The sequence below is a fragment of the Syntrophaceae bacterium genome (genome assembly GCA_013177825.1).
In the GTDB taxonomy this organism is placed as follows: domain Bacteria; phylum Desulfobacterota; class Syntrophia; order Syntrophales; family PHBD01; genus PHBD01.
In genome coordinates this window covers 138,524-162,385 of record JABLXX010000008.1, presented here as the reverse complement: position 1 = coordinate 162,385, position 23,862 = coordinate 138,524, and the positions used below count along the sequence as shown (strand labels likewise).

The window sequence follows — 23,862 nt, the reverse complement described above, 5'->3', positions numbered from 1 at the left end:
GTTTGACGGCGGGGGATGTTTCCGATATAGAAATCGATCAGGATTTCAACGGAGCAGAAATGGATAACGACAATCTTCCAGCAAAACCATCAGAATCACAAGAGAATGACAGCGCCTACCGGCAGTTTTTTGAAAACGCCCTGGAGGGTTTTTTCCGATCAACAAAGGACGGCCGATACCTGCTCATCAATCCCGCCATGGCGGGGATCTTCGGATACGACTCTCCGGAGGAAATGAAACGGACCGTCACGGATATCGCGGAGCAGCACTATGTCGACCCCGATCAAAGACGGGAATATCTGGAGGCCACCGAGAAATCCGACGGGGGCGTGAATTTCGAAACGAGGATCTGCCGGCGGGACCGGAAGATCAGATGGGTCTCATGCAACGCGCGATGCATCCGGGATGATGACGGAAAGGTCCTGTATTACGAGGGCGTCGTCACGGACATCACCGGCAGGAAAGAGAGGGACGAGATCCTCCAGCGCTACGGCCTTCTCAGTGAGAACGCCAGGGATATCCTCATGTTCGTCCGGCAGACGGACGGCAGGATCCTGGAGGCGAACCGGGCTGCAGAGACGGCGTACGGCTACGCACGGGAAGAGCTGCTGTCCATGACCATCATGGATCTGCGCAAGGAAGATCCACCTGAGATGATCCGGGACCAGATGACCCAGGCGGAACGGGAGGGGATCCTCTTCGAGACGGTTCACCGGCGGAAGGACGGCACGCACTTTCCCGTGGAAGTCAGCTCACGGGGTGCAGAGATCGGGTCGCAGAAGGTTCTCCTCAGCATGGTCCGGGACAACACGGAACGGAAGAAGACAGAGGAGAGACTCCGGTCTTCGGAGCGCGAAAAAGCCATCATCCTGGACACGATGACGGAAATCGTCGTCTACGTGGACAGGGAGATGAGGGTGATCTGGGCAAACAAGGGCATGTACGATGCGTTCCGCTTCACTCCCAGCGATTTTGAGAGAACCTTCTGCTACACGTTGCATGGCCGGCAGGAGCCGTGCTCCTTCTGTCCGGTCCGGAAAGCCATGGAGACGGGGGAACCGCATGAAAACGTAGAACTGTCATCCTATGAGAAAAGCTGGATTCTACGGGGATATCCCGTGCGTGACGAAGAAGGGTGCATCGTCGGCGGAGTGGAGATCGTCACGGACGTGACGGAACGGAAAAAGATCGAGCAGGCGCTGAGACAATCGGAGGAGGAATACCGCCTCCTCGTGGAAAACGCCAGCGATGCGATTCTCATCGCCCAGGACGGGATCTTGCGGTTCGTGAATAAACGAACCATTGAATACATGGGATACACGGCGGAAGAGCTCGCCAGCCGGCCGTTCACCGACTTCATCCACCCCGACGATCGAAATATGGTCTTTGAGCGTTACGCCCGGAGGCTGAAGGGGGAGGAGCTGTCCAATACGTATGAATTCCGGGTCATCAACAAAAGCGGCGAGGAGATGAACGCCCAGATCAATTCCGTGAAGATGAACTGGCAGGGGAGGCCGGCGGTCCTGTCGTTCCTCCGGGACGTCACGGAAAGGAAGAGGCTGGAGAGCCGGCTGCTCAACGCGCAGAAAATGGAGGCCATCGGAACCCTGGCGGGCGGCATCGCCCATGACTTCAACAACCTGCTCATGGGCATCCAGGGTTATGCATCCCTGATTCTGCGAGAACTCGACGAAGGAAATCCGGTGCGGGAACGGGTGATGGGGATCGAGGAGCAGGTAAGAAGCGGCGCCGATCTGACAAGGCAGCTTCTCGGATTCGCCAGGGGCGGGAAGCTCGACGTCCGGCCGACGGACCTGAACGACGTCATCCGCAAAACCTCCACCATGTTCGGGCGCACCAAAAAGGAGATCACCATCCACACCCGCCTGCAGAAAGACCTCTGGGCGACCAGTGTGGACCGGAGCCAGGTCGAGCAGGTTCTCATGAACCTCTACGTCAATGCCTGGCAGGCCATGCCAGGCGGAGGCAGTCTTTATCTGCATACATACAACATCTCCCTCGCCGGTGAAGAGGCGCTGGCCAGCGATCTTCCCGCCGGACGGTACGTCCGGATCGGCGTAACCGACACGGGCCTGGGGATGGACAACAAGACAAAAGAGAGGATCTTCGAACCCTTCTTCACAACGAAAGAGATGGGGCGGGGCACGGGACTGGGGCTGGCCACCGTTTACGGCATCGTTGCCGGCCACGGCGGCGCGATCCAGGTGTACAGTGAAAAAGGGCAAGGCACCAGTTTTCACATCTATTTCCCCGCTTCCGACATCGAGGTGTCAAAGGAGGAAGAGGAAGTCATGAAGGAAGAGATGAAAAAGGGGAGCGAGACGATTCTCATCGTGGACGACGAAGAGGTCGTTGCTGCGGTTGCCAGGGAGATGCTGGAACACCTCGGCTACCAGGTCATTGTCGCCAGAAGCGGGAAAGAGGCGCTGGACGTTTTCTCCGGCCGCAAAGATGAAATCGACCTCGTTCTCCTGGACATGGTCATGCCCAAAATGGGCGGCGGCGAGACGTTCGACCAGCTCAAGGCCATGGATCCCGGGGTCCGGGTCATTCTCTCCAGCGGCTACAGCATTGACGGGGAGGCGAGGCAGATTCTCGGCCGGGGGTGCAAGGGGTTTATCAACAAGCCCTATTCCCTGCAGATGCTGTCCGGAAAGATACGGGAGGTTCTCTCCTGATGCGGTTCGACGATTTTCATGTCGGGGATCGCTTCGAATCGCCCGGATTGACGATGACGGAGAGCGCCATCATCGATTTCGCCCTTCATTTCGATTCCCAGGCCTTTCACATGGATGCGGAAGCGGCGAAGAAGTCGATTTATGGAGGGCTCATCGCCAGCGGCATCCATACGATCGCGGTGACGTTCCGGCTCTGCCTCATGACGGGCGTCCTCAAGAACAACCTGGGATCGCCGGGCTTCGACGAGCTCCGGTGGCTCCTGCCCGTCCGTCCCGGCGATACGCTGCGGGCGCTGGCGGAGGTCATCGAGACCAGGCCCCACCGGTCCCACCCGGACCGCGGCATCGTCCGCATGAAGATCGCCACGCTGAACCAGCGGGACGAGACCGTCCAGACCATCGTCTGCAACCTGATGATCAGAAAATGACGAGCGATCGCGAGGGGAACCGATGTCGATCCGTCTCCCTTGTGATTGCGACCCATAACCTGTTGGAGGACATCTCGTGAAAGCATTGAAAACGGTTCTCGTACTCATTCTCGCCCTGGTCGTCATCCAGCTTGCCCTGACCGGAATCAACATCTGGCAGAAAGGCGGACCCTACAAGGGGCAGACCATGGAACAGATCCTCGGGGTCGATCCCGCCAAGGCCACGGACAAAGACATCGAGAAGCTCGACAAGGCGGCCGTCTTCCAGCTTTTTTACGCCGCCCCGGCACCGAAATTCGAGGACGTGATGGGCGAATACGGCGCGAAAACGCTCCCGGTGGGCATCCTGGCCGCATCCGCCGACTTCTACACGCACAACTTCTTCGGCCCCGGGAGATGGGTGGGGAAGGCGTTCCTCCCCGCTGAAAAAGAGAGGGGATGGGGCTACAATCTCTTTTCAGGCAAGGGAAAGGACGGGAAAGAAGCGATTGCACGAACCAGGAAGATGAACACGTATGTCGGGAAATCGCCTATTGACGGGAAGGATTCCTTCCATCTCGACTACAGCCCGTATAACTCGGGGGCCGTTCATTCCATGCACGACGAGTTGAGAAGGATCAACGACAACCTCCTGCTGGGTATGGGGTACATGGCGCTCGGCGGCGGCTCGATCAACCCGGCCCCCTTCCTGGTCATCGGCCCCGCGGCTCCGTGGGTGGGACCGGATAAATAACAACGGGGGCCGTATGAAATCCGCCCCCCGCTGCAAAATGGGACCGGCACAAATGGATCTGATCCTGTTCAAGAGTATTTTGCCAGACGTCTATAAAATTTTGTTCGTGTCATACCTAACATCGCGGCGGCTTTTTTCTTGTTGCCGCCGGCATGTTTAAGAGCATCGAGTATTTTCAGCTTTTCGAACGATTCGAAGTCCTTTAAAGGAGCGATCGCGTTTGTCGGTTGATGATCGCTCTGTTCCGTGTTTGTTACGGATAGAACGTTCATGACGTCTTCAGGAATGATCAGGTCACCATTCGACAGGACGGACAATCTTTCCACAACATGCTTCAGTTCTCGAACATTTCCCGGCCATTGATGTTGTTTCATGATATCCATCGCATCTTTGGAGATGGTCTTGTTCAGGTTATACTTCTTATTAATTTCATCAAGAAAATGGTGACACAAGGGGTAAATGTCCTCCATCCTTTCGCGGAGAGGCTTTATATGGATCGGCACGACACTGAGTCGATAATACAAGTCCTCTCGGAAGAGTCCTTTTTTAATCATTTGATCGAGCGGGCGATTCGTTGCGGCGATTATTCGAACATCCAGCTTGATCGTCTGAGTACTGCCGATCCTGCGGATTTCATTTGACTCGATTGCACGGAGAATTTTCACCTGAATATCCTGAGGAATGTCCCCAACCTCGTCGAGAAAAAGAGTACCACCATGGGCAACTTCAAACAGCCCCATTTTGCCTTCGCGGAGAGATCCGGTAAACGTGCCTCCCTCATAGCCGAAGAGTTCGGATTCGAGAAGGTTTGCAGGAATCGCGGGAATGGAGACGGGGGTGAAGGATTCGTTTCGGCGGGAACTGTTGAGGTGAATCGTCTTGGCGACCACCTCCTTGCCCACGCCCGATTCACCTGTAATTAACACGGTGTAGTCAAACGGTGCCACTTTGAGCAAAACTTCCAGAAGCGTCTTCATCTCCGTGCTGTCAAAAATATTATCTTTATCAAGCAGGAGCATTTTTCTGAGATGCTCGATCTCTCTTTTGTATTTTTTGTTCTGACGCCTCTCTTTTTCCAGGTTTACGCGTAACGCATTTAATTCCTGGATATTAGTCGATGTCCCTACAACAAAAAGGAGATTGTCCTTGTCATCGAAGATGGGTTTGCATCGGGTCATGACCTCCGTGCCGTCCTTGGCATAGACGATACCGGACACCTCTTTTCTTTCCCTGATGGCGGCATAAACAACGCTGCCTCGAATATAGCCCTCCTCAACGAGTTGTTTCTGCGTTTTTCCGATGATCTCACTTCGCGTAAATTTCATGGCTTCGCAGATGCCCTTATTCAACCACAGAACATGGGCCTCCGGATCGAAAATTACAACGACATCGGAAATATGATCCAGGATCTCCGGCATTTTGATCAGAAGATCGTGTGCCATTTCCATGTTTCCCATCAGCCATTGTCCCCCCTGATTGTGTCCTGTGTATCGCCTGACCTGTTACACATTAGAACATAACAGGACGTATCGCAAGCGGATTGTACGTGCATTCCCGGAAAACACGTTTTGTGCTCGGAACATGCTTTGAAGATTCGTATAGTTACATTCCATGTCGGCTTGGGGCACACTCGTTGCAAACCGCCTCTCAATTGCGCGCGCAGTTCTTGGGTAAACATGAACAAAAACAAGTTACTAATCATGAAAGAAGGAGGAAGACCATGATCCTGAGAAAGATCAATGATGTTGAGAAAATAGATGTCGGAAAGCCGTTTGGTGCGCCGGATAATTTCATGGTGATTCAGTGGATCATCAGCAATGAGGTCGGCGACGAACGGTACCGTCATTCATATGCCTTGAGGAAATACACGCTGCAGCCAGGTATTCCGATCGAGATGATCCCATTCCACAGCCACAACTATATTCAGTCGCCGTGCATCATTTCCGGAACCATGATTTTTCAGAACGGAGAAGGGGAGACGGTAGAGGCAGGACCCGGGGATACGGTCTATTTTTACGCCAATGAACCCCATCGGGGAACGGTCAAAGGGGACAAACCTGTAGAACTTTACTGCATCATTGATTGCCCCGGCGGTGGTGAAGATTGCGTTCCCGAAGTGCCGAAAGCCATGACGGGCGGATGTGGTTGAAAGTCGCATCGGTCTCTGCATCTGAAATTAAAGGAATTCAGCATCGTGTGCTGACTTAAGGAGATGAAAAAATGAAAACATGGACGATCAAGGTTCTCTATTTTGGAAGTATAAAGGCAAGGCTTTCAATGATGTGGCCGGCGGGAATGCCTCCACTGGGGGACATGGACATCGATCTTGAAGGGCCCTATCTCGGCTTCCTGCTCCAGTCCGGGGGGCGGAATATCCTCGTAGATACCGGTATTAACGATGGTTTCATTGTCGACGGCAAGGCGTGGGGTGCTCTGCCCGCCGAAGGCGGAGCAGTCCTGGTTCAAAAAGGGCTGGAAAAGGAGAATCTTACGCCAAAAGACATCGACACCGTCATTCTTACGCATCTCCACAACGATCATGCAGGGAATTGTCATTTGTTTCCCGATGCCCGCTTCATTTTCCAGAAGGATGAATGGTGGAATATGCTCCATCCGATTCCACAACAGCTTGCAAGGGGCGACTATGACTTGAGCATGATCGACTTTTTTAAAAAGCCGGACGTGAACAAGATCATGCTGGACGGCGATTTTCAGCTCGAAGACGGCATCACCGCCTATAAGGTACCGGGCGGACATTCTCTCGGCAATCAGGTGATTGCGGTGAACACGAAAAAAGGAACGGTTGCGCTGCTGGGCGATATTGCCCTGACGAACTTCATGGCCTTTCCCGGTACGACAGAACTTGTAGATATGAAAGGCAAATCGCATCCCATTCCGCCTGCGCCGAAAACGATCGGTCCGGCTGTTCCGCACCTCGTGATTTACGATTTGTTCTCCTTCTATGCCGGCATCAACAAGGTCAAGGCCATCGCATCGCGTTACGAACCGGGATTTGTCATCCCGGGACACGAACCGTCCCTGATTTTCACGGGCATATAGACTGAGAATTGCCGTTGGGAACATGTCCTACATGAACGGCAATGAGGGGGACGGCATTCATGGAGGGCATGGAAGCTTTTTTAGACAGCCTGTGGATCATGAAATTCCGAACAACCTGCCGGGGAGGGAGAGATCTTCTCCGGCAGGTTGAGCAATCCAAAAGAGTTTCGCCAGTCAACAGAAAGGAAGAATGAAATGGACCGGAAGGGACAACTCTGGGTTTTGCAGACGTTGATGGGAATGGTCGGGTTTGATGTGCAGCATCCCGGATCGCAGAGCTTTGCAGAAGCGCTCGGCTATAATCACGCGGATATGCTCAAAATCATCGAGCAGATGAAAACGGGGGCCATGAGCACGAAATATTTGACGATGGTTGCCGGCGAAAACGAGACAAGGGCGATGAACGCCGAGGAGAGAGGGTATCAGTTATCGGCTTCCGAGCTTTATCAGCGGGCCGCCTATCTTTATCTGAGAGCCCAATATACCTATTTCCGGGACGATCCGCGCAAGACGGCGCTCCATACCAAAGGGGTCGGCTGCTATCAGAAAGTCATGCAGCTCAGCCCTACACCCATCGAAAGAGTGGAAATCCCTTTTGAAGGCAAGAAAGTCTACGCGATTCTTCATCTGCCGGCGAAATCGGGAAAGGTGCCGTGTGTTCTGCTCGTTCCCGGAATGGATATGGTCAAGGAGGAATGGCACGTAATTGCAAAGCGATACTATGTCTCCCGCGGCGTGGCCGTCATGGCGATTGACGGACCGGGGCAGGGTGAAACCCTTCTCCACGGTCTGAAGGTAACAATCGACAATTATGAAAAAGCGGCATCCGCCGTTGTCGATTATCTTGTCGAGCGTCCGGAAATCGACAGCGAAAAGATAGCCGCCATGGGTGTGAGCATGGGATCCTACTGGGGATCGCGGATCGCCTCCCATGAGCCCCGCCTGAAGGCGTGTGCGACGGGTCTGGGATGTTACGGTCCGAAAGACGTTCTCTTCAACATCGCCCAGCCAAGCTATAAAATCAACTTCATGTTCATGTCCGGAATCGAGAGCGAGGCGGAGTTTGACGAGAAATTTACGAACGGTATGAGCCTGGTCGATCTTATCCCGAAAATCAAATGTCCCTATCTCATGTCCGTTGGAGAGTTTGACGAACTCGATCCCCTGGAAAGGGGACTGATGATGTACGAATCCGCTCCCTGCCCAAAGGAGCTGTGGGTCTGGGAAAACGAATTTCATCCGCTGGGAGGCGTGGCCAGCGAATTCTTCAGTCTTGCGTCCGAGTGGATCCTTGAGAAATTGGGCGGTCGGTACGACCCCAACATGGACGACCGGTTTTACATCGACAAGGATGGTAAGTGGCATAGGGGGAATGGATGGCCATTGTGGTGGATCATGTAACTCTTCGGTAACTGCATGAATCAGATGACTCTAGACCGGCAGTTAAAGATCACATCTTAAGGGGATATGAACAAATGAAATTCCGTTTCCTGATGCTCATATGGTTGTTTATCGTCGTACTCGTTTCATTTTTCGATCGAGTGAATCTCGCAGTGGCAGCGCCCATGATTATGGCTGAGTTTGGCATCACACCGACACAACTCGGAATCGTGATGGCAGGATTCACCATTGGCTATACGATACTCAGTTTTCCGGCCGGCTTCATAGTACAGCGGTTCTCTTCCCGTGCATTGTTAACATGCATAATTGTTCTGTGGTCCGTTATGACCGGCCTGACCGGCATCGCCTGGTCATTTGCGAGCCTGCTTGTCATTCGTATCTTGTTCGGCATGTGTGAAGGACCCATGTTTTCTGCCAATGCTAATCTCGTCAATCTATGGATGCCCCCCAGGGAGAGGGGGATTGCACAGGCCATGTGGCTGGCGGCTATTCCCGTTGGTGTTTTGCTGGGAAACGTGGCTAGCGCGGCTGTTATCAGCACCTATGGCTGGCGGAGCGTATTTCTCGTATTTGCGGTTCTTGGCTTGGTCGTCGCTGTGCTTTCCTGGAAGATTGTACGGGACCGACCGGAAGATCACCCCAAAGTCTCACCGGCAGAGCTGAGAAGCATCAAAGATGCCCAACGGTTACACGATGGCAACAACATAGATGATGAAGCCGGTTCTACCATGAAAGAACTTATGATGAATCCATGGGTGTGGGTTCTGAACATCCTATACTTCGCAGCAGCCATGTATTTGTGGGGAAATCTCAATTGGCTTCCCACGTATTTCAGCATAGCCCGCGGTTCCAATCTCATGTCATCCGGTCTATATGCTGCAATTCCAATGATTAGTGCCACTGCAGGACTCTTCGTTATGGGATGGTTGTCAGATCGTTTCGGTAAGGACCGAAGTCTTTGGCTCGCACTCACTCTGTTTATGGCCGTTCCTTTCACTATTTATGGGGTTATCGCATCTTCCTTAAGTAACTGCTTGTGGGGTTTTTCTCTTGCAACCTTCTTCTGCTTTGGATCCTACGGCATCATTTATACGCTTCCCATGGAAATCTTCAATCGTGGCGACGCACCAAAAGTAACGGGCATCATGTTGGCATGGAGTTCACTGGCCGGGATAATTGCCCCGATCTTGGTCGGCTTCATCCTGCAGCATACCCGGTCCTTTGATTATGCTTATTATATTTTTGCAGGATTAGTTTTTATAGCAGGCTGCCTGTCATTGGTCTTATTGACCCGGGAGCGATCACTAAGGATCTTGAAGACAGTTAAAGTTGTATAAATAGGTCAACTCATCAATGACTCATTAAAAAATATTGGGGAAACAGAGGAACTGGAAGATGAGCAGGGACAAAATCGTCATTGTAGGCGGAAATGCCTGTGGTGCAAAGGCGGCCGCACGCATCAAGAGATTGAATCCGGATGCGGACGTAAACGTTTTTGAATTGGGCGCGGAGGTATCCTATGCTGGCTGCGGTATGCCGTTTTATCTGTCAGGTGAGGTCAGAAGCGAACGCGAACTCATGAGCACCTCAAACGGCGTAGTGAGGGATGCGAGTTATTTCAATTCGTTCAAAGCGGTCAAGGTCAACACGAACACCCGTGTGAAGGATATCGACCGAGATTGTAAAGTCGTTTTGGTGGAAAACCGTTATGTGAGCGGAATAAAAGAGATCCCATACGATCGCTTGGTGCTGGCGACAGGAAGCATGCCGGTCATGCCCGACATAGAGAACAGGAATCTGAAGAATATCTATTTATTATCGACAATGGATGATGTTCGCATGATCAAAGCGGCTATGAGAGGCAGCGGAATCAAAAGTGCTGTGATCGTGGGAGCGGGACTGATAGGGCTTGAGGTCGCCGATGCCCTTTTAAAACGGGGCATTCGAGTGACGGTCATCGAAATGCAGAACACCCTTATGCCGACTCTATTTGATCGGGAAATGGTTTTCAATTTACAGAAAGAAATTACAAAGGGTGGTGTCACGTTGATGCTGAACAGCAGAGTCTCAGCTTTCCTGGGAGACGATTCCGGATGTGTAAGAGGGGCCATTTCCAGCGGCCGGGAGATTTCCGCAGATATGGTCATTCTATCCGTCGGTGTCAGACCCAACACGTCTCTTGCGGTAAAGGCGGGGCTTGATATTGGCCGGACGGGGGCCATCCGGGTGAACCGCCATATGCAAACCTCCGATCCATTGATTTATGCCGGCGGTGATTGTGTTGAAAATAGAAATATGATCACAGGCAGGGCCGTTTATGCCCCGATGGGTTCGACGGCAAATAAGCACGGGCGTATCATTGCGGACAACATTTGCGGGAAAAGTTCTGTGTTCGAGGGTGTTTTGGGCACCGCTATTTTCCGGTTCAAAGATTACAATATGGCTCGGTCGGGTTTAACGGAAACAGAAGCAAAAGCAGCAGGATACGATTACATTACGGTCATAAGCCCGTCACGGGATCGAGCACATTTTCATCCGGAATCAAAGCAGATCATCATAAAATTGATTGTAGACAGAAAAACCGGATGTCTCTTCGGCTCCCAGATTGTAGGGTTGGGAGACGTGGCCAAGAGGGCAGATATAGTCGTTGCCGCCATGAAAAACCGCGCTTCCATCGAGGAAATATCATCCTATGATCTTGCTTACGCACCTCCTTTTTCCGCTGCCATGGACAGCCTCATTACGGCGGCAAATATTGCCAGGAATAAGCTGGATGGCACAGCAGAGTCGGCCCCTCCTGAACAAGTCTGGAACATGATGCAAAACAGTGAAGATTACATCCTGTTGGATGTCCGGTCTCCAATGGAGTTTGCTGCGATGAAATGGACCGATCCGCATGTTGTTAATATCCCTCTCGAACAGCTCCGCAATGAAATCGGGAGAATTCCCAGGGACAAAACGATCATCACGCTGTGTCAGGTAGGCATTAGAAGCTATGAGGCGCAAAGAATTCTTTCGTGCTCAGGGTTTACAAACGTCAAATTCATGGATGGCGGTTTTTCGTGCTGGGCTTATGAAGCCGCATCATGAAGGCAGCGCATGCATCTGATTGAAAGTGCCTGCGACCGCAATGAAAGGACCCTCCAGGAAAGCGATGCCAGGGACGAACTTCCGATGGCGACTTTCCTGGAAGGTCTTCCATGATTCAGGGAAGAGAACCTGGCCGAAATGATAGCGGTATAACAAAACTGCCTCTGGCTATCGGCCCTGTCGCAAAATTGGTGGGACCAGTTTAGGAGCAGATAAAAGGGGGACAGGTATGAACCTGTCCCCCTTGCTTCCCGTGACAGCCCCCGCGCCCCGGCTTTATAGCGGGCCGTCAGCCCTTCGTCATCTCTTTGATCTCATCCTTCAGCGCCAGCTTGCTCACCTTTCCGTTGGCCAGAAGCGGCAGGAGGGGCCGGATGATGAACTTTTTCGGGACCTTGAAGTTGGCCATTTTCCCCTTGCAGTATTCCCGGAGTTCCTCCTCCGTGACTTCCTGGCCCGGCATGGGCATGACGAAGGCCCAGCCGACCTCCTGGTAGATCTCGTCGGGGACGCCGATGACGGCGGAGAAGAGGACCTTTCCCTGGACCTCCAGGATCTCCTCGATCTCACGGGGGTAGACGTTCTCCCCGCCGGTTTTGAACATCTCCGACTTGCGGCCGGTGATATGGATGTAGCCCCGGTCGTCCTTCCAGGCGAGGTCGGTCGTGTAGTACCAGCCGTCCCTGTCCAGCACGTCCGCCGTGGCCTTCGGATTATTCAGGTATTCCTTGAACATGAAGGGTCCCCGGACGGCGATCTCGCCGACTTGGCCGTCGGGAAGCTCCCGGCGCTCGCCGTCGACGATCTTCAGCTCGAAGGGCGGTGCGATCTTCCCGGCCGTCTTCATGAGGGTTTCCATGTCATCGCCCTTCTCGGTGAACGTGACGAACCCGCAGACCTCCGTGCTGCCGTAGCCGGTGATCAGCATCGCCCCCGTCTGGGCGCAGATCCCGGAGAGGACGTCGAGCATGACCTTCGGGGCCGCGGCGCCGGCCCAGGCGACGAGTTTCAGCGCACTGAAATCGGTCTGGAAGAACTCGGGCTGCCGCATCTGGAGGAGGAACATGACCGGGAGCTGCCCGAACATGGTGATCTTCTCCTTCTCGATCATTTTCAGGGAGCCCACGGGATCGAAGGAATCCATGAAGACGGTGCAGCCCCCCGCCAGGATGGCGGCGAAGCCGATCTCCACGTCCGCCGCCACGTGGTTGATGGGGAAGTGGAGCAAGGCCCTCATGTCCTCACCGACATAAAACTTCTGCACCTCCACTTTGATGTTTTCCACGATGCTCCGGTGGGTGTGGACGACGCCCTTGGGCTTGCCCGTCGAGCCGGAGGTGTACATGAGGAGCGCGTCGTCGGTTTGCTTCACCCGGGCGGCACGCTCCGCCAGGGCGGCGTCCAGCTCCGGCCGGGGCAGGGACGTGAAGGCCGCGAAGTTTTCCGTTCCCGGAACGGGCTCGCCGATGACGAAGACCTTCTTCAGGAACGGGAACTCGTTCTTCAGGGCCTCGATGGTCCCGGCCAGGTCGTTGCCGAGAAACGTGCGGACGGCCATGAGGACGGCAGGCTTCGCGTCGCCCACCTGGTAGCGCAGTTCGTCGAGGGTGAACTTCGGGTTCAGGCCCAGCCACATGGCGCCGATCTTTCCCGCTGCCATGTAGGTCGTGAGAAACTCATTCCGGGCCGCCGACAGGAGGGCCACCCGGTCTCCGGGCTGTACGCCCGCGGCCAGGAAGGCCTTGGCGATGCCGTCCATGCGGGCCTTGAAGTCCCCCCAGGTGAGGCGCTCGTCCCCGAAGACCAGGGCCTCGGCTCCGGGCTTCTCCGCGGCCCATTTTTCCACGTAATGCCAGGTAAGATTCAGTTTCTGCCAGTCCATGATTCCCTCCTTTGGCGGCGATGGGTAAGGGGGTGAAAGGGATACCGGCTGCAGGATCGGCCGGGCATGTTGTTCCCGCAGAACGAAAGAATCAGGCCAAGCCGAGGACGACGGCCCCGTCTCGAATGGCGCGTTTTCCCTCGGCGTTCTCGACCTCGAAGAAACAGTGAGTGGCGGGTCCTTTCGACGCTCTTCCGATCAGGCGGATCCGGATCTCCGATCCGGGAATCACCATGCCGGTAAAACGGCAGGAGATGGACTTTACCCGATGAGGATTGCCGTCCGCCTCGCGGTTCGTCACCTCCCGGACGGCCAGGGCAAGCGTTGCCGTCCCCTGGTGGATAATGTCCGGGAGGCCCACGGCGCGGGCGAAGGCCACGGAGGTGTGGATCGGGAAGTAAATATTGGTGCAGCCGTCGTAGACGAAGGGAGCCGTTCGGTCCACGAATACCGAGGCTTCCCAGATGGGCGGTCCGATGGCCTCGAAAGACGGTGCCTCGGGTAGAGTTTCCGCGCCGCGGCCCTCGTCGACGCACCGGACGCCCCGCATCATGCCGCCGATGTGTTCCGTGAATACGGGATTTCCGGCCTCGTCGGACACGTCGTAGCGAATGACGAAAAGCGTTCCCGCCTTGTGGGGGAGAATCGCCGCGATACGGCCTCTCAAGGAGAGCCTGTCCTCCGGCCGGACGAGGCGGTGGATGGCCAGGTGCTCCGTGTAGTGGACCTGGGTGTTGACGATCTCCTTCGGGAACTTTGCCGACTCGATGAATTCGGCGATCCGCTCCGTTACCGGCCAGGTGACGGCGACGGAGAACATGGGCGGGGCGACGATGCCACCGGGCCGTGAATCGTCGAGATACCAGGGGTTGCCGTCGCCCAGCGCGGCGGCATAATTCGTCGTCTGACGCCAGGTCACGGCCGTCTCATAGGTCCTGAGCGTGGTTCCGACATGACGGGATGAGATCTCCATGGTGCGCTGTCCCTCAATACCGATTCTATCGGCGCGGTCTCGCCGGCATGCCGGGCATGGCCATTTTCTTGAATCCTGCGGGCGGCTCGAAGAGGCTGTCCGGTTGGCTTCCCATGCGGATGTTCCGGTACTCCATGCTCCAGCTTCCGTCCACGGCAGCCGACTTGACGGGGAATTGGTTCAGGTCCGTCGCCAGCCACTGGTAGGACTTCATCTGCCTCTGCCCGTCCTTGTAAGTGATCTCGTACTTTTTCGTGGGATGGCCGTCGACCGTGTCCGAGCCGACCAGTTTCCGGCTGATTTCACCTTTCATCTTCTCCTGGGGCTCCTGAGCCTTGGAGGGATCGAAGGTCATCTCCATATAGGTTTTCTGCTTCGGCATGACGATCCAGGTCTTCATCAGGTCCTGCCGGGAGATGGTGATTGTGTCCTGCTGCTTCGATTCCCAGCGGAATTTCTTGTCCTTCATGTACACCTTCGAAGTCATCCCCTTGCCGCCTTTTCCCTTGTTTACCATGTCTGCGGAAAACTCCATGGCCAGCGCCGTCCCCGCGAAAATGAGCGCAATCATCATGGCCGCCAGGACAAAAAGCCGTTTTTTCATGATTATCCTCCACTATGATTATTTTTGAATCTGACGCATTTCATAGCATGGGAGAAGCCGGCGGTCCACTTCCATCCGTTCTTTTTCCAGTGGCCTGCCGACAGGGAGTTCAGCGTAGCCGCGACTGCCCCGGCAAACACCTTGTGGCCCTGTTCATTGGGCAGCCTGGCGTCCTTCTGGACCAGATCGGCCTGAAGCAGCCCGTGGTCTGCGATGTAGCCTGCCCAGAACGTGTGGACGGGAACCAGCGTACAGCTCAGGTCCACGGCCACTTCCCGGATGGTCCGGTAATAGATGCCGAGGGCCTGCATCTCGCAGGGATCGTCCCAGAGGTGGGAGGTCAGGAGGAGGATCGATGGGGGAGGTTCGAGCGCCTGGGCCCGGTGCACCACCCGGACCAGGTTTTCCTTGAACTCGGATCGGTAGACCGGAAAGAAGGCGTCGTCCACGCCGAAGTGAAGGATCAGGATGTCGGGCCCGAGGGGCTCGATGTCCTCCCGGAACGTGGAGACGGCGTCGAAGGAGTTCTCGCCGGCGCGTGAGCGATTCAGGACTTCAATCCCAAGGGTGGCGCCCCAATGCCTCAGGATCTCCACGTAACTTTTCTTTACGCCGACGCCCGCCGGGATGCTTCCGCCACGCACAAGGATGCGCAAGAACCGTCTCCTTTCCCAATGTTGCTGATGGGCTAATATACCATAATATTGATAGGTTGCCAGCCAAAGAACTTGACTTGTGCGATTCGGGCGCTATACTGGCGGCAGATTTCCAGACATCGGAGCGACGGGCGCAACAGACAGATTCCGGTCCATTCCAATACAGACGGTGATTCCAATGAATCGATCGCCGAGACCCCGATTCTTTCGAAGGAGAAACGGGGTTTTTTTTGTTCGGGGGTATGGAGGACGGCGACTGCCGATTCGATGCATATCCGGTGAATGAAGGGATTCTCATGACCCATCTGGACGGGAAAAAGAACGAGTCGGCAGAGGAAATCGCCGCGCTGAAGCGGCGAATCCGGGAGCTGGAAAAGGCGGATGAAGATCGCCGGCTGGCCGAGAATGCCCTGCGGGAGAGCGAGGAGCGATTCCGTACGCTTGTTGAGCATGCAAGCGACATCGTCTTCCGGACCGATACCAGGGGATACTTCACCTTTATAAACCCGGAGACGCTGCGGGTTGCCGGATACAGTGAAGAAGAAATCGTGGGAATGCCTTTCTCGGCCCTGATCCGGCCGGATGCACTCGACAGGGTGACCCGTCATTTTGGGATCCAGTATGTCAAGGAAATCTCCAACACGTATCTTGAGTACCCCATTGTCAGGAAAGACGGCCGGGACCTCTGGCTCGGGCAGAACACGCAGCTTCTCTTTCAGGAGGGAGAAGCCATCGCCTTTCAGGCCGTGGCCCGGGATATCACCGACCGGAGGCATGCGGAGGATGCCCTGCGGGATAGCGAGCGGCAGTACCGCCTCCTCGCCGAAAATTCGACCGACGTGATCTGGACCATGACGCTGGACGGCCGCTTCACCTATGTCAGCCCTTCCGTCAAGGCGCTCAGCGGCTACACGCCCGAGGAGGTCATGGAGATTCCCTTCCACCAATACGTGGTGGAATCCTACGTCGAGCCGGCCATGACCGAACTGGCCGCGCAGCTGGCAATGTCCCCGGCGGATCGCGCCCGGTCCATGACGCTGGAGATCCAGCAGTACTGCAAGGACGGGTCGGTCAAGGACATCGAGATCACCGCCTGCTGGCTGTTCGACGAAAACGGAAACCCGGTCGGGGTGCAGGGAAGCACGCGGGACATCACGGACCGGAAAAAGATCGAGGAGCAGTACCGCATCCTGGCCGAGCTTTTTGAACTCTCGCCCCTCGCGATCGCCGTGCACGACCTGGAGGGCAGGTTTCTTTACGCCAACCAGCGACTGCTGGAGCTCCACGGCTATACCCGGGAGGAGTCCGAAGGCCTGAGGGTCCAGATGCTCGACACGCCGGAGAGCGCAGCCCTTATTGAGGATAGGGTTCGGGAGGTCATGACGACCGGGGAAGCGCGGTTTGATGTGGAACATCTCCGCAGGGACGGCACGCGCTTTCCCATGGAGGCCATCGCCAAGGCGGCGAAATGGGGGGGGAAGGACGTCGTGCTCAGCGTGGCCACCGACATCACCGAACGCAAACGCATGGAAGAGGCGCTGCGGGAAAACGAGGAGCAGTATCGCTTAGTCGTGGAGAACGCGGAGGAGGCCATCTCGATTGCCCAGGAGGGCCGGCATTGTTTTATCAATCGCCGCGCCGTGGAAATCATCGGCCGCCCCAGGGAAGAAATACTGGACACGCCTTTCCTGGATTATGTTCACCCCGACGACCGGAAGATGATCGCGGAGCGATACAGGAAAAGGATGAAAGATGAGCATGTTCCCAGCGTATACACCTTCAGGCTCCTTGCCGGGAATGGATCGGTCAAGTGGATCGAGATTCATGTGACGCCGATCTCATGGCTGGGTCAGCCAGCCACCCTGAATTTCTTCAACGACATCACGGACCGCAAGCAGGCGGAGGACGCCCTGCGCGAGTCGGAAACCCGCTATCAGGCCTTTTTCGAGACGACGGGGGCCACCATGCTGATCGTCGAGGATGACATGACCATCTCCCTGGCGAACAAACGCTTCGAGGGCCTGACGGGCTACCGGCGGGAGGAGGTGGAGGGAAATAGGAAATGGACGGAGTTTGTCGAGAAGGAAGACCTGGAGAATATGGTCGCCCGACACAGGCTGCGGCGGACGAATTCAGATGACGTGGAAAAAAGCTACGAATTCCGGCTGCGACACAGGGACGGCTCCGTGAAGCATATTCTCCTGACGGTCGGCCTGATCCCGGGGACGAAACAGAGCGTCGCCTCGCTCATCGACATCACCGATCAGCGGAACGCCGACGAGGAGAGGCGGAGGCTGGAGGAGCGCCTGCAGCACGCCGACAAGATGGAGGCCATCGGCACGCTGGCCGGCGGCATCGCCCACGACTTCAACAACCTCCTCATGGGCATCCAGGGCTACGCCTCACTGACGCTCCTGGATCTGGATCCATCCCATCCCCATTACGAAAGGCTCAAGCGGATCGAGGAGCAGGTGCAGAGCGGCACGGACCTGACCCGGCAGCTCCTGGGCTTTGCCCGCGGGGGACGGTACGAAGTGAAGCCCACCGATATGAACGAGATCGTGAAGAAGACCTCCTCCATGTTCGGTCGGACCAAAAAGGAGATCGCCGTCCATCGGAAATATGACAGGAAGCTGTGGAGCGTCGAAGCCGAACGCGGCCAGATGGAGCAGATCTTCATGAACCTGTACGTGAACGCCTGGCAGGCCATGCCGGGAGGCGGGGAGATCTTTCTGGCAACGGAAAACGTCATCGTGGACGAGGCGGACGCACAGCTCCTGTCCGTCATTCCCGGAAAATACGTAAAAATCACGATCACCGACACCGGCACGGGGATGGATGCCAAGACGAGGGAGCGGATCTTCGATCCCTTCTTCACAACCAAGGCGATGGGAAGGGGAACGGGCCTCGGACTGGCGATGGTCTATGGAATCGTCAAGGGGCACGGGGGCATGATCCACGTGGAGAGCGAGCCGGGCCTGGGATCGACCTTCACGATTCTCCTGCCCGCATCGGAGAAAGAAGTTGTGACGGAGGCAAGAGAGTCCGGGACCATCGCGAAAGGAAAGGAGACGATCCTGCTGGTGGATGACGAAGGGACGGTCGCCGAGGTAACCGGCGAACTGCTGACTTCTCTGGGCTACAGCGTTTATAAGGTCGGAAGCGGCCAGGAGGCGATTGCCGTCTATACGATGAAAAGAAAAGAGATCGACCTGGTGATCCTGGACATGATCATGCCGGGTTTATCGGGAGGGGAGACCTTCGATCGCCTCAAGGAGATCGATCCGGAGGTCAAGGTCCTTCTGTCCAGCGGCTACAGCATCGACGGGGAAGCCAAAACCATTATGGAGCGAGGCTGCAACGGCTTCCTCCAGAAGCCCTTTCATCTCGAGCAACTCTCCAGCAAGCTAAGGGAGGTACTGGACTGAGGGAGGCCGGTCCGTTCGAACCAATGGCTTGTGAACAAGATAAATTGAAACGTGCGCGGTTAAGCGGGCAACATCTCTTGCAGGATTTTATCCCGATTCAAATCAGATGGACAAGAAAAGGAGGACGACATGAACGGAGCAGTGCTGCAAAAGGATGTGTCCATCACCGAACTGAAGGACTCATTGAAAGAGTACTCCGGTCTCATGGCCAAGCTCAATTCCATGCCCAAGGTCAGCAAGAAAAGCCTAAAAGTCGGCAAAAAGGATATTTCTCAAAAAGGGAAAGAAGAAGTTCGCATCTATTTCGGGGAAAAGATCAATAAGGCCTTCAATACCGAAATCTTTGAAGATGTCAGCAAAATGATCCGCCTTACCCATGAGTCCTATGAGAAATTCAAAAGGGTTCTTGAACTGGGCGAGAGCACGCACTGCTGGATAACCAGGCAGGCACTCAACCTGGTGAATGTCAACCCCGCCTTGTCCGCGCTGCTTCTGGAGTACTGCAAATACCCGGACGATCCGAAGAGCGACATGCAGGACCTGATCTTCGAGGGTCATTTCTACGGAGAGACCAACACGGGGGCATGGGGCAACTTTATCGAGAACCTTCCTACTGCGGCGGTGCTCGTGCTGGAAGGACTGAAAAAGGCGAGGAACGGTCTCGATGAAGACATTCACGAACATGCGTTGGAAAATTTCGCAACCAATTACGATCTGGCCATGTCCGTGAACAGAAACGCCGGATCTCTGGGCATCGCGGCCCACTACCTTCAGGACCTGACGGCACCGCACCATGTCGGCAATTACCCTGCCGTTCCCTATGTGGATCACTACTTCTTCGAGAAATATGCAAATCTGTATGTCTACGGCTCTCCGCAATTTGTCCTGACAAAAAGCGAATACGACACTTTCAAGGGTTCTCTGAATACGGATCTGTCAAAGCCCGAAGCATTCGCCACGGAAATCTACAACAGGGCGAAAGCGTTCGTTCCGTTCATCGAGACGGATCTTCATGCCGAAACGGCAGGGACGAACAAGTATTCCCTCATGGTTGACAGTGAGATCGACAAATATAACAGGAATTTAACCATCGGAAGCAGACAGTGGAAAGAGGCGGTGGACAAGGCAATCCCCCTTGCCGTGTATGCTACGGCCTACCTGTTTGAAAACGGGCTGTAAAAAGTTAGGGAAAAGTAGATGCGGGCCTGGTTGTCGAGATGGTAGACACTCCGGACAACCGGCCCGGCCTTGTCGTCGAAAAGCGGCGGTGGAAAATCCGGAATGCTTTCGGCAGCGCCATACGGGAAGACCTTCGCCGATGCCACGTCCACCGCCGCGACCCGCATAGCCGTCCTCTGCTGAAGTCCCGTTCTGCCCGGTTCCCGCAGGCCACATCGGTTGAACGCCGATGGGATCTCAATCTTGTATCCTGTAGCGACACTTATCCGAAAACCGGTGAAACCGTCGGCAACCTCTGCAGGGAGCTTCAGCCGGAATCGCATTGCGAAATAAGAGAACAGGCCTCAATCTATGGCCCCAAAAAGCAGGGAAGTCTGCCTCGAGTTTACGGGAAGAAGTTGGAAACATACGCCTCCGATCAGGAAGCAAATTCGTATAAAAGGGTAAATCAAAAGCTCGATCAGGATAATATGCGGGAAGTATGGATATTATTATAGCGTAAGACACCGGGAATGGCATTTGAGTTGACAGCGACAGAATTTACCGATTGCAGGCTTTTTTCAGACGCCAAAGGGTGTCGGGAATTATTATAAACAGTTTTTCATTATTCAACGGATCATCCTGTCGCCACAGCGATTCTTCACTCCATTGAATACCGCTCCGTAACTCTTCTGCATGTTCTGGGACACGTCACGCCTCCTTCAAAACCGGATTGAACGGCAAGTGCCTTCAACACCCGTACGATTGTGGAGGAATATGGAAACGCGCTTTTTGCCATGGCAGTTCAATAAACAACCAATAGGAGACGCATAATGGCGACACCGGTTCAACAGAAAATCAGAGACAAGAAACGGACGCCGGAACAGATCGCGGAGATGGTCAGGTCGGGCGACTGGATCAACCACGGCAGCACCGGCGGCGACTCCACGGTCTGTACCGAGGCGGTAGCCAGGCGGCTGGGCAACGGTCCCGGCCGGTTGAGGGACATCGAGTTCTGGATGCATGCGATGTTCTATCCCCATCCAGAACTGCAGGAGATCGATCCCCATCAGGAATTCCATACCGTCCACGAGTTCTTCTTTTTCCCCTGGAACCGTGCGGCCCGGGACAAGAACAAAGCGACCGATTGGGCCCAGTGGGGATGGGCGTACGGCATGTGGGCCCACCATTACCGGTTTGCCAACGCCGTGAAGGAAAAGCGCGGGATGGACTGGTGGTTCAACGCCGTCACGGCCCCCGACGAGCACGGCTATTTCAACATGTCCTACGGGACGAACAACTGCAACATCTTCCGGCAGACCGCCAAAAAGATTGTCTTTGAGGTCCGCTCCGACTATCCGTGGGCGGAGGGCGGCCGCTTCAATACGATCCACATCGACGACGTGGACTACTGGGTCGAGGTGGACTGCGAGAAGTACCGGTGGCCCCAGGTGAACGAGCAGGCCATTCAGCCCAGTCCGGTGGAGCAGCAGATCGCGAAGAACGTCATGCGGATCATGCGGGATCGCGACATCATCCAGCTCGGCATCGGCGCCCTGCCATCGGCCTGCGTCGCCGCCATGGCGGATGCAGGCTTCAAGGATCTCGGCGTCCATACGGAAATGCTGAACTTCGGCCTCATCAAGATGATCGAATCCGGCCAGGTCACAAACGCCTACAAGACGCTGGACCGTCACAAGAGCGTCTACACCTTTGCGTTCCCCGTGGACGTGCAGTGGTACTACGACACGATTCACCGCAACCAGGCCCTCGCGGCGTACGACGTCGATTACACGAACAACCTGAACGTCCTGACCCGGATCGACAACATGATCTCCATCAACAACTGCGTGGCCGTCGACCTCCTGGGCCAGATCTCCACGGGCTTCTACGAGAAGCGACCCATTTCGTCGTCGGGCGGCTTCTTCCAGTTCCACATTTTCTGCGCCCAGTCGAAGGGCGGCCGTGGCGTCGCGGCAATGACGTCCCGGAGCAAGCACGGCACGGCCCGTATCGTTCCGTTTTTGCCTGAGGGCTCGACGGTGGACGTGCCGGCCCAGTTTGCCAACTACGTCTGCACCGAGTTCGGCATGGTGAACCTCCGCGGCCTCAGCGGCTACGAGCGGGCGGCGGCGCTGATCTCCATTGCCCACCCGGACGACCGGGAGTGGCTGGAGAGGGAAGCCCGCGAACATGGTCTTCTGCCGCCGAAGTTCCCCGTGTCGATGCTTCCCGCAGAGGGCGGCGGACGCCGTTACCCAACATGCGAGGAGCGCAGGAATTACAAGATCCCCATGGGCAGCGCCGTGTGGGGTTACGAGTGGGATCAGGGAATCCAGAGCGGAAAATGATCCGGTCTTTTTCTGAAGACGGGGAAAACCCCGTTTCATGAGCGTGACAGAATCGGCGTGCGTGCAGCGTAAACGAAGGGAGACAGGTTGTTCGTGCAATTTGACGGTCTTCCCGAAGGTTCCGCCGCTGGTTTGGGTTTTTAAATTCAATTAAGGGAGAAAAACGTTATGGCTTTGGATTTCAGTTTCACCGAAGAACAGAGGATGCTCGAGGATCAGGTCTACCGCTGGGCCACAACCTGGCTGGAGCCGCAGATGGAACACATGTACGAAGTGGACGAGATGCCCCCCCGATCTTCAAGGAACTGGGCAATCTCGGCGTGAACGGAATCGTTTTCCCCGAGAAGTACGGCGGCGCCGCCCTCGGCTACGTGGAAACCCTGCTCGTTTACGAGACCATCGCCCGCGTCAGCAACGCCCTCTCCATGACGGTCGGCGCGAGCCAGACCCTCTGCTTCGACAATTTCCGCCGGAACGCCTCGGAAGCGCAGCGGGAATACGTCCTCCCGAAGGCCTGCACGGGCGAGTGGATCGGCTGCCTCGGCATCACCGAGCCCAACGCCGGTTCGGACGCCATGTCCATGGCCACCAAGGCCGAGAAGAAGGGTGACAAGTACATCATCAACGGCTCCAAGATCTTCATCACCAACGGCCCCGTCGCCCAGTTCATGACCTTCTACGCCAAGACCAATCCCGCCGCCGGCCCCAAGGGCATCAGCGCCTTCTGCTTCGAGTTCGACAAGGTGAAGGGCTGCAAGGTCGAGAAGATCAAGAAGTGGGGCATGAGGACCTCCCCCACCGCTCTGATCACCTTCGAGGACATGGAACTTCCCGCGGAGAACCTGATCGGCGGCGAGAACAAGGGCGTCGCGATCCTCACGAGCGGTCTGTGCACCGAGCGCATCACGCTGTCGGGCTGCACCCTGGGCGGCCAGAGGACCTGCCTGGAGCTCAGCCTGAAGTATGCGAAGGAAAGAGTGCAGTTCGGCAAGCCCATCGCTTCCTTCCAGACGATCCAGGAGAAGCTGGCGAACATGTACTGCGGCTACAAAGCCGGCAAGTGGCTGGCCTACAGCGCCGCCGCCTACTGCGACACGCTGGAGAACAAGTCCGGCGGCAAGGGAACGGACCTCGACCGGATGGCCGCGGCGTCCCTGCTGTACACGGGCGAGATGGGCACCAAGATCGGCCTCGATGCGATCCAGATCCACGGCGGTTACGGCTACTGCACCGAGTACGCCATTTCCCGTCACTTCCTGGATCAGAAACTGTGGGAGATCGGCGCCGGTACGTCGGAAATCCGCCGCATGATCATCGCCCGCGAGCTGATGCGCGACGACTTCAAGAGCGGTCTGTAATCACAAAATCCCCGGCCACGGCCGGTACAGACACGGAAGGC

General features: G+C 55.8%; 18 protein-coding genes. 13 read left to right on the top strand and 5 right to left on the bottom strand.

What is annotated here, in order from left to right; all coding sequences use genetic code 11:
* Nucleotides 1-59: 59 nt before the first annotated feature.
* From HPY65_15845 to HPY65_15835, 3 genes are all read left to right on the top strand, one after another.
* Entirely contained in the window at nt 60-2,699 is a 2,640-nt protein-coding gene (locus HPY65_15845; GenBank protein ID NPU85949.1) for a PAS domain S-box protein, read from the top strand.
* Nucleotides 2,699-3,127 (top strand): MaoC family dehydratase, encoded by a 429-nt coding sequence (locus HPY65_15840; GenBank protein NPU85948.1) that lies wholly within the window; start codon nt 2,699-2,701, stop codon nt 3,125-3,127. Before HPY65_15845 ends, HPY65_15840 begins: the two co-directional genes overlap by 1 nt.
* A gap of 76 nt (nt 3,128-3,203) precedes the next feature.
* Nucleotides 3,204-3,860 (top strand): hypothetical protein, encoded by a 657-nt coding sequence (locus HPY65_15835; GenBank protein ID NPU85947.1) that lies wholly within the window; start codon nt 3,204-3,206, stop codon nt 3,858-3,860.
* A gap of 68 nt (nt 3,861-3,928) precedes the next feature.
* Here the strand turns inward: HPY65_15835 and HPY65_15830 are convergent, their stop codons facing one another.
* Nucleotides 3,929-5,308 (bottom strand): sigma 54-interacting transcriptional regulator, encoded by a 1,380-nt coding sequence (locus HPY65_15830; protein NPU85946.1) that lies wholly within the window; start codon nt 5,306-5,308, stop codon nt 3,929-3,931.
* A gap of 272 nt (nt 5,309-5,580) precedes the next feature.
* Here HPY65_15830 and HPY65_15825 point away from each other — a divergent pair, with 272 nt between their 5' ends.
* From HPY65_15825 to HPY65_15805, 5 genes are all read left to right on the top strand, one after another.
* On the top strand, nt 5,581-6,009 hold the full coding sequence (locus HPY65_15825) for a cupin domain-containing protein (protein ID NPU85945.1): 429 nt from the start codon (nt 5,581-5,583) through the stop codon (nt 6,007-6,009).
* 71 nt (nt 6,010-6,080) lie between these two features.
* Nucleotides 6,081-6,920, top strand: coding sequence for an N-acyl homoserine lactonase family protein (locus tag HPY65_15820; GenBank protein NPU85944.1), 840 nt, complete (start codon nt 6,081-6,083; stop codon nt 6,918-6,920).
* Between the two features lie 195 nt (nt 6,921-7,115).
* Nucleotides 7,116-8,321 carry an alpha/beta hydrolase gene (locus HPY65_15815; GenBank protein NPU85943.1) on the top strand — a complete coding sequence of 402 codons (1,206 nt, stop codon included), beginning with the start codon at nt 7,116-7,118 and terminating at the stop codon, nt 8,319-8,321.
* A 74-nt stretch (nt 8,322-8,395) separates the two neighbouring features.
* Nucleotides 8,396-9,658, top strand: a complete 1,263-nt coding sequence (locus HPY65_15810) for an MFS transporter (GenBank protein ID NPU85942.1) — start codon at nt 8,396-8,398, stop codon at nt 9,656-9,658.
* A 58-nt stretch (nt 9,659-9,716) separates the two neighbouring features.
* Nucleotides 9,717-11,411, top strand: coding sequence for an FAD-dependent oxidoreductase (locus tag HPY65_15805; GenBank protein NPU85941.1), 1,695 nt, complete (start codon nt 9,717-9,719; stop codon nt 11,409-11,411).
* Between the two features lie 289 nt (nt 11,412-11,700).
* Here the strand turns inward: HPY65_15805 and HPY65_15800 are convergent, their stop codons facing one another.
* The 4 genes from HPY65_15800 to HPY65_15785 all read right to left on the bottom strand — a co-directional run bounded on the left by HPY65_15800 (nt 11,701) and on the right by HPY65_15785 (nt 15,526).
* Nucleotides 11,701-13,293: an acyl--CoA ligase gene (locus HPY65_15800; protein ID NPU85940.1), complete on the bottom strand. Its 1,593-nt coding sequence runs from the start codon at nt 13,291-13,293 to the stop codon at nt 11,701-11,703.
* A gap of 91 nt (nt 13,294-13,384) precedes the next feature.
* Nucleotides 13,385-14,266, bottom strand: a complete 882-nt coding sequence (locus HPY65_15795) for a hypothetical protein (protein NPU85939.1) — start codon at nt 14,264-14,266, stop codon at nt 13,385-13,387.
* A gap of 25 nt (nt 14,267-14,291) precedes the next feature.
* Nucleotides 14,292-14,870: a DUF4412 domain-containing protein gene (locus HPY65_15790; GenBank protein ID NPU85938.1), complete on the bottom strand. Its 579-nt coding sequence runs from the start codon at nt 14,868-14,870 to the stop codon at nt 14,292-14,294.
* A 2-nt stretch (nt 14,871-14,872) separates the two neighbouring features.
* Nucleotides 14,873-15,526 carry an SGNH/GDSL hydrolase family protein gene (locus HPY65_15785; GenBank protein ID NPU85937.1) on the bottom strand — a complete coding sequence of 218 codons (654 nt, stop codon included), beginning with the start codon at nt 15,524-15,526 and terminating at the stop codon, nt 14,873-14,875.
* Nucleotides 15,527-15,756: 230 nt separating this feature from the next.
* Between HPY65_15785 and HPY65_15780 the strand changes: the two genes are divergently transcribed.
* The 5 genes from HPY65_15780 to HPY65_15760 all read left to right on the top strand — a co-directional run bounded on the left by HPY65_15780 (nt 15,757) and on the right by HPY65_15760 (nt 23,821).
* The gene (locus HPY65_15780) at nt 15,757-18,954 is read left to right on the top strand and encodes a PAS domain S-box protein (protein NPU85936.1); all 3,198 of its coding nucleotides are present in this window, start codon (nt 15,757-15,759) and stop codon (nt 18,952-18,954) included.
* A gap of 129 nt (nt 18,955-19,083) precedes the next feature.
* Nucleotides 19,084-20,133, top strand: coding sequence for a hypothetical protein (locus HPY65_15775; GenBank protein NPU85935.1), 1,050 nt, complete (start codon nt 19,084-19,086; stop codon nt 20,131-20,133).
* Between the two features lie 812 nt (nt 20,134-20,945).
* The gene (locus HPY65_15770; protein NPU85934.1) at nt 20,946-22,463 is read left to right on the top strand and encodes a hypothetical protein; all 1,518 of its coding nucleotides are present in this window, start codon (nt 20,946-20,948) and stop codon (nt 22,461-22,463) included.
* A 168-nt stretch (nt 22,464-22,631) separates the two neighbouring features.
* Entirely contained in the window at nt 22,632-22,787 is a 156-nt protein-coding gene (locus HPY65_15765) for a hypothetical protein (GenBank protein NPU85933.1), read from the top strand.
* Nucleotides 22,784-23,821: an isovaleryl-CoA dehydrogenase gene (locus HPY65_15760; GenBank protein NPU85932.1), complete on the top strand. Its 1,038-nt coding sequence runs from the start codon at nt 22,784-22,786 to the stop codon at nt 23,819-23,821. The genes HPY65_15765 and HPY65_15760 overlap by 4 nt, the downstream gene beginning before the upstream one ends.
* Nucleotides 23,822-23,862 lie beyond the last annotated feature (41 nt).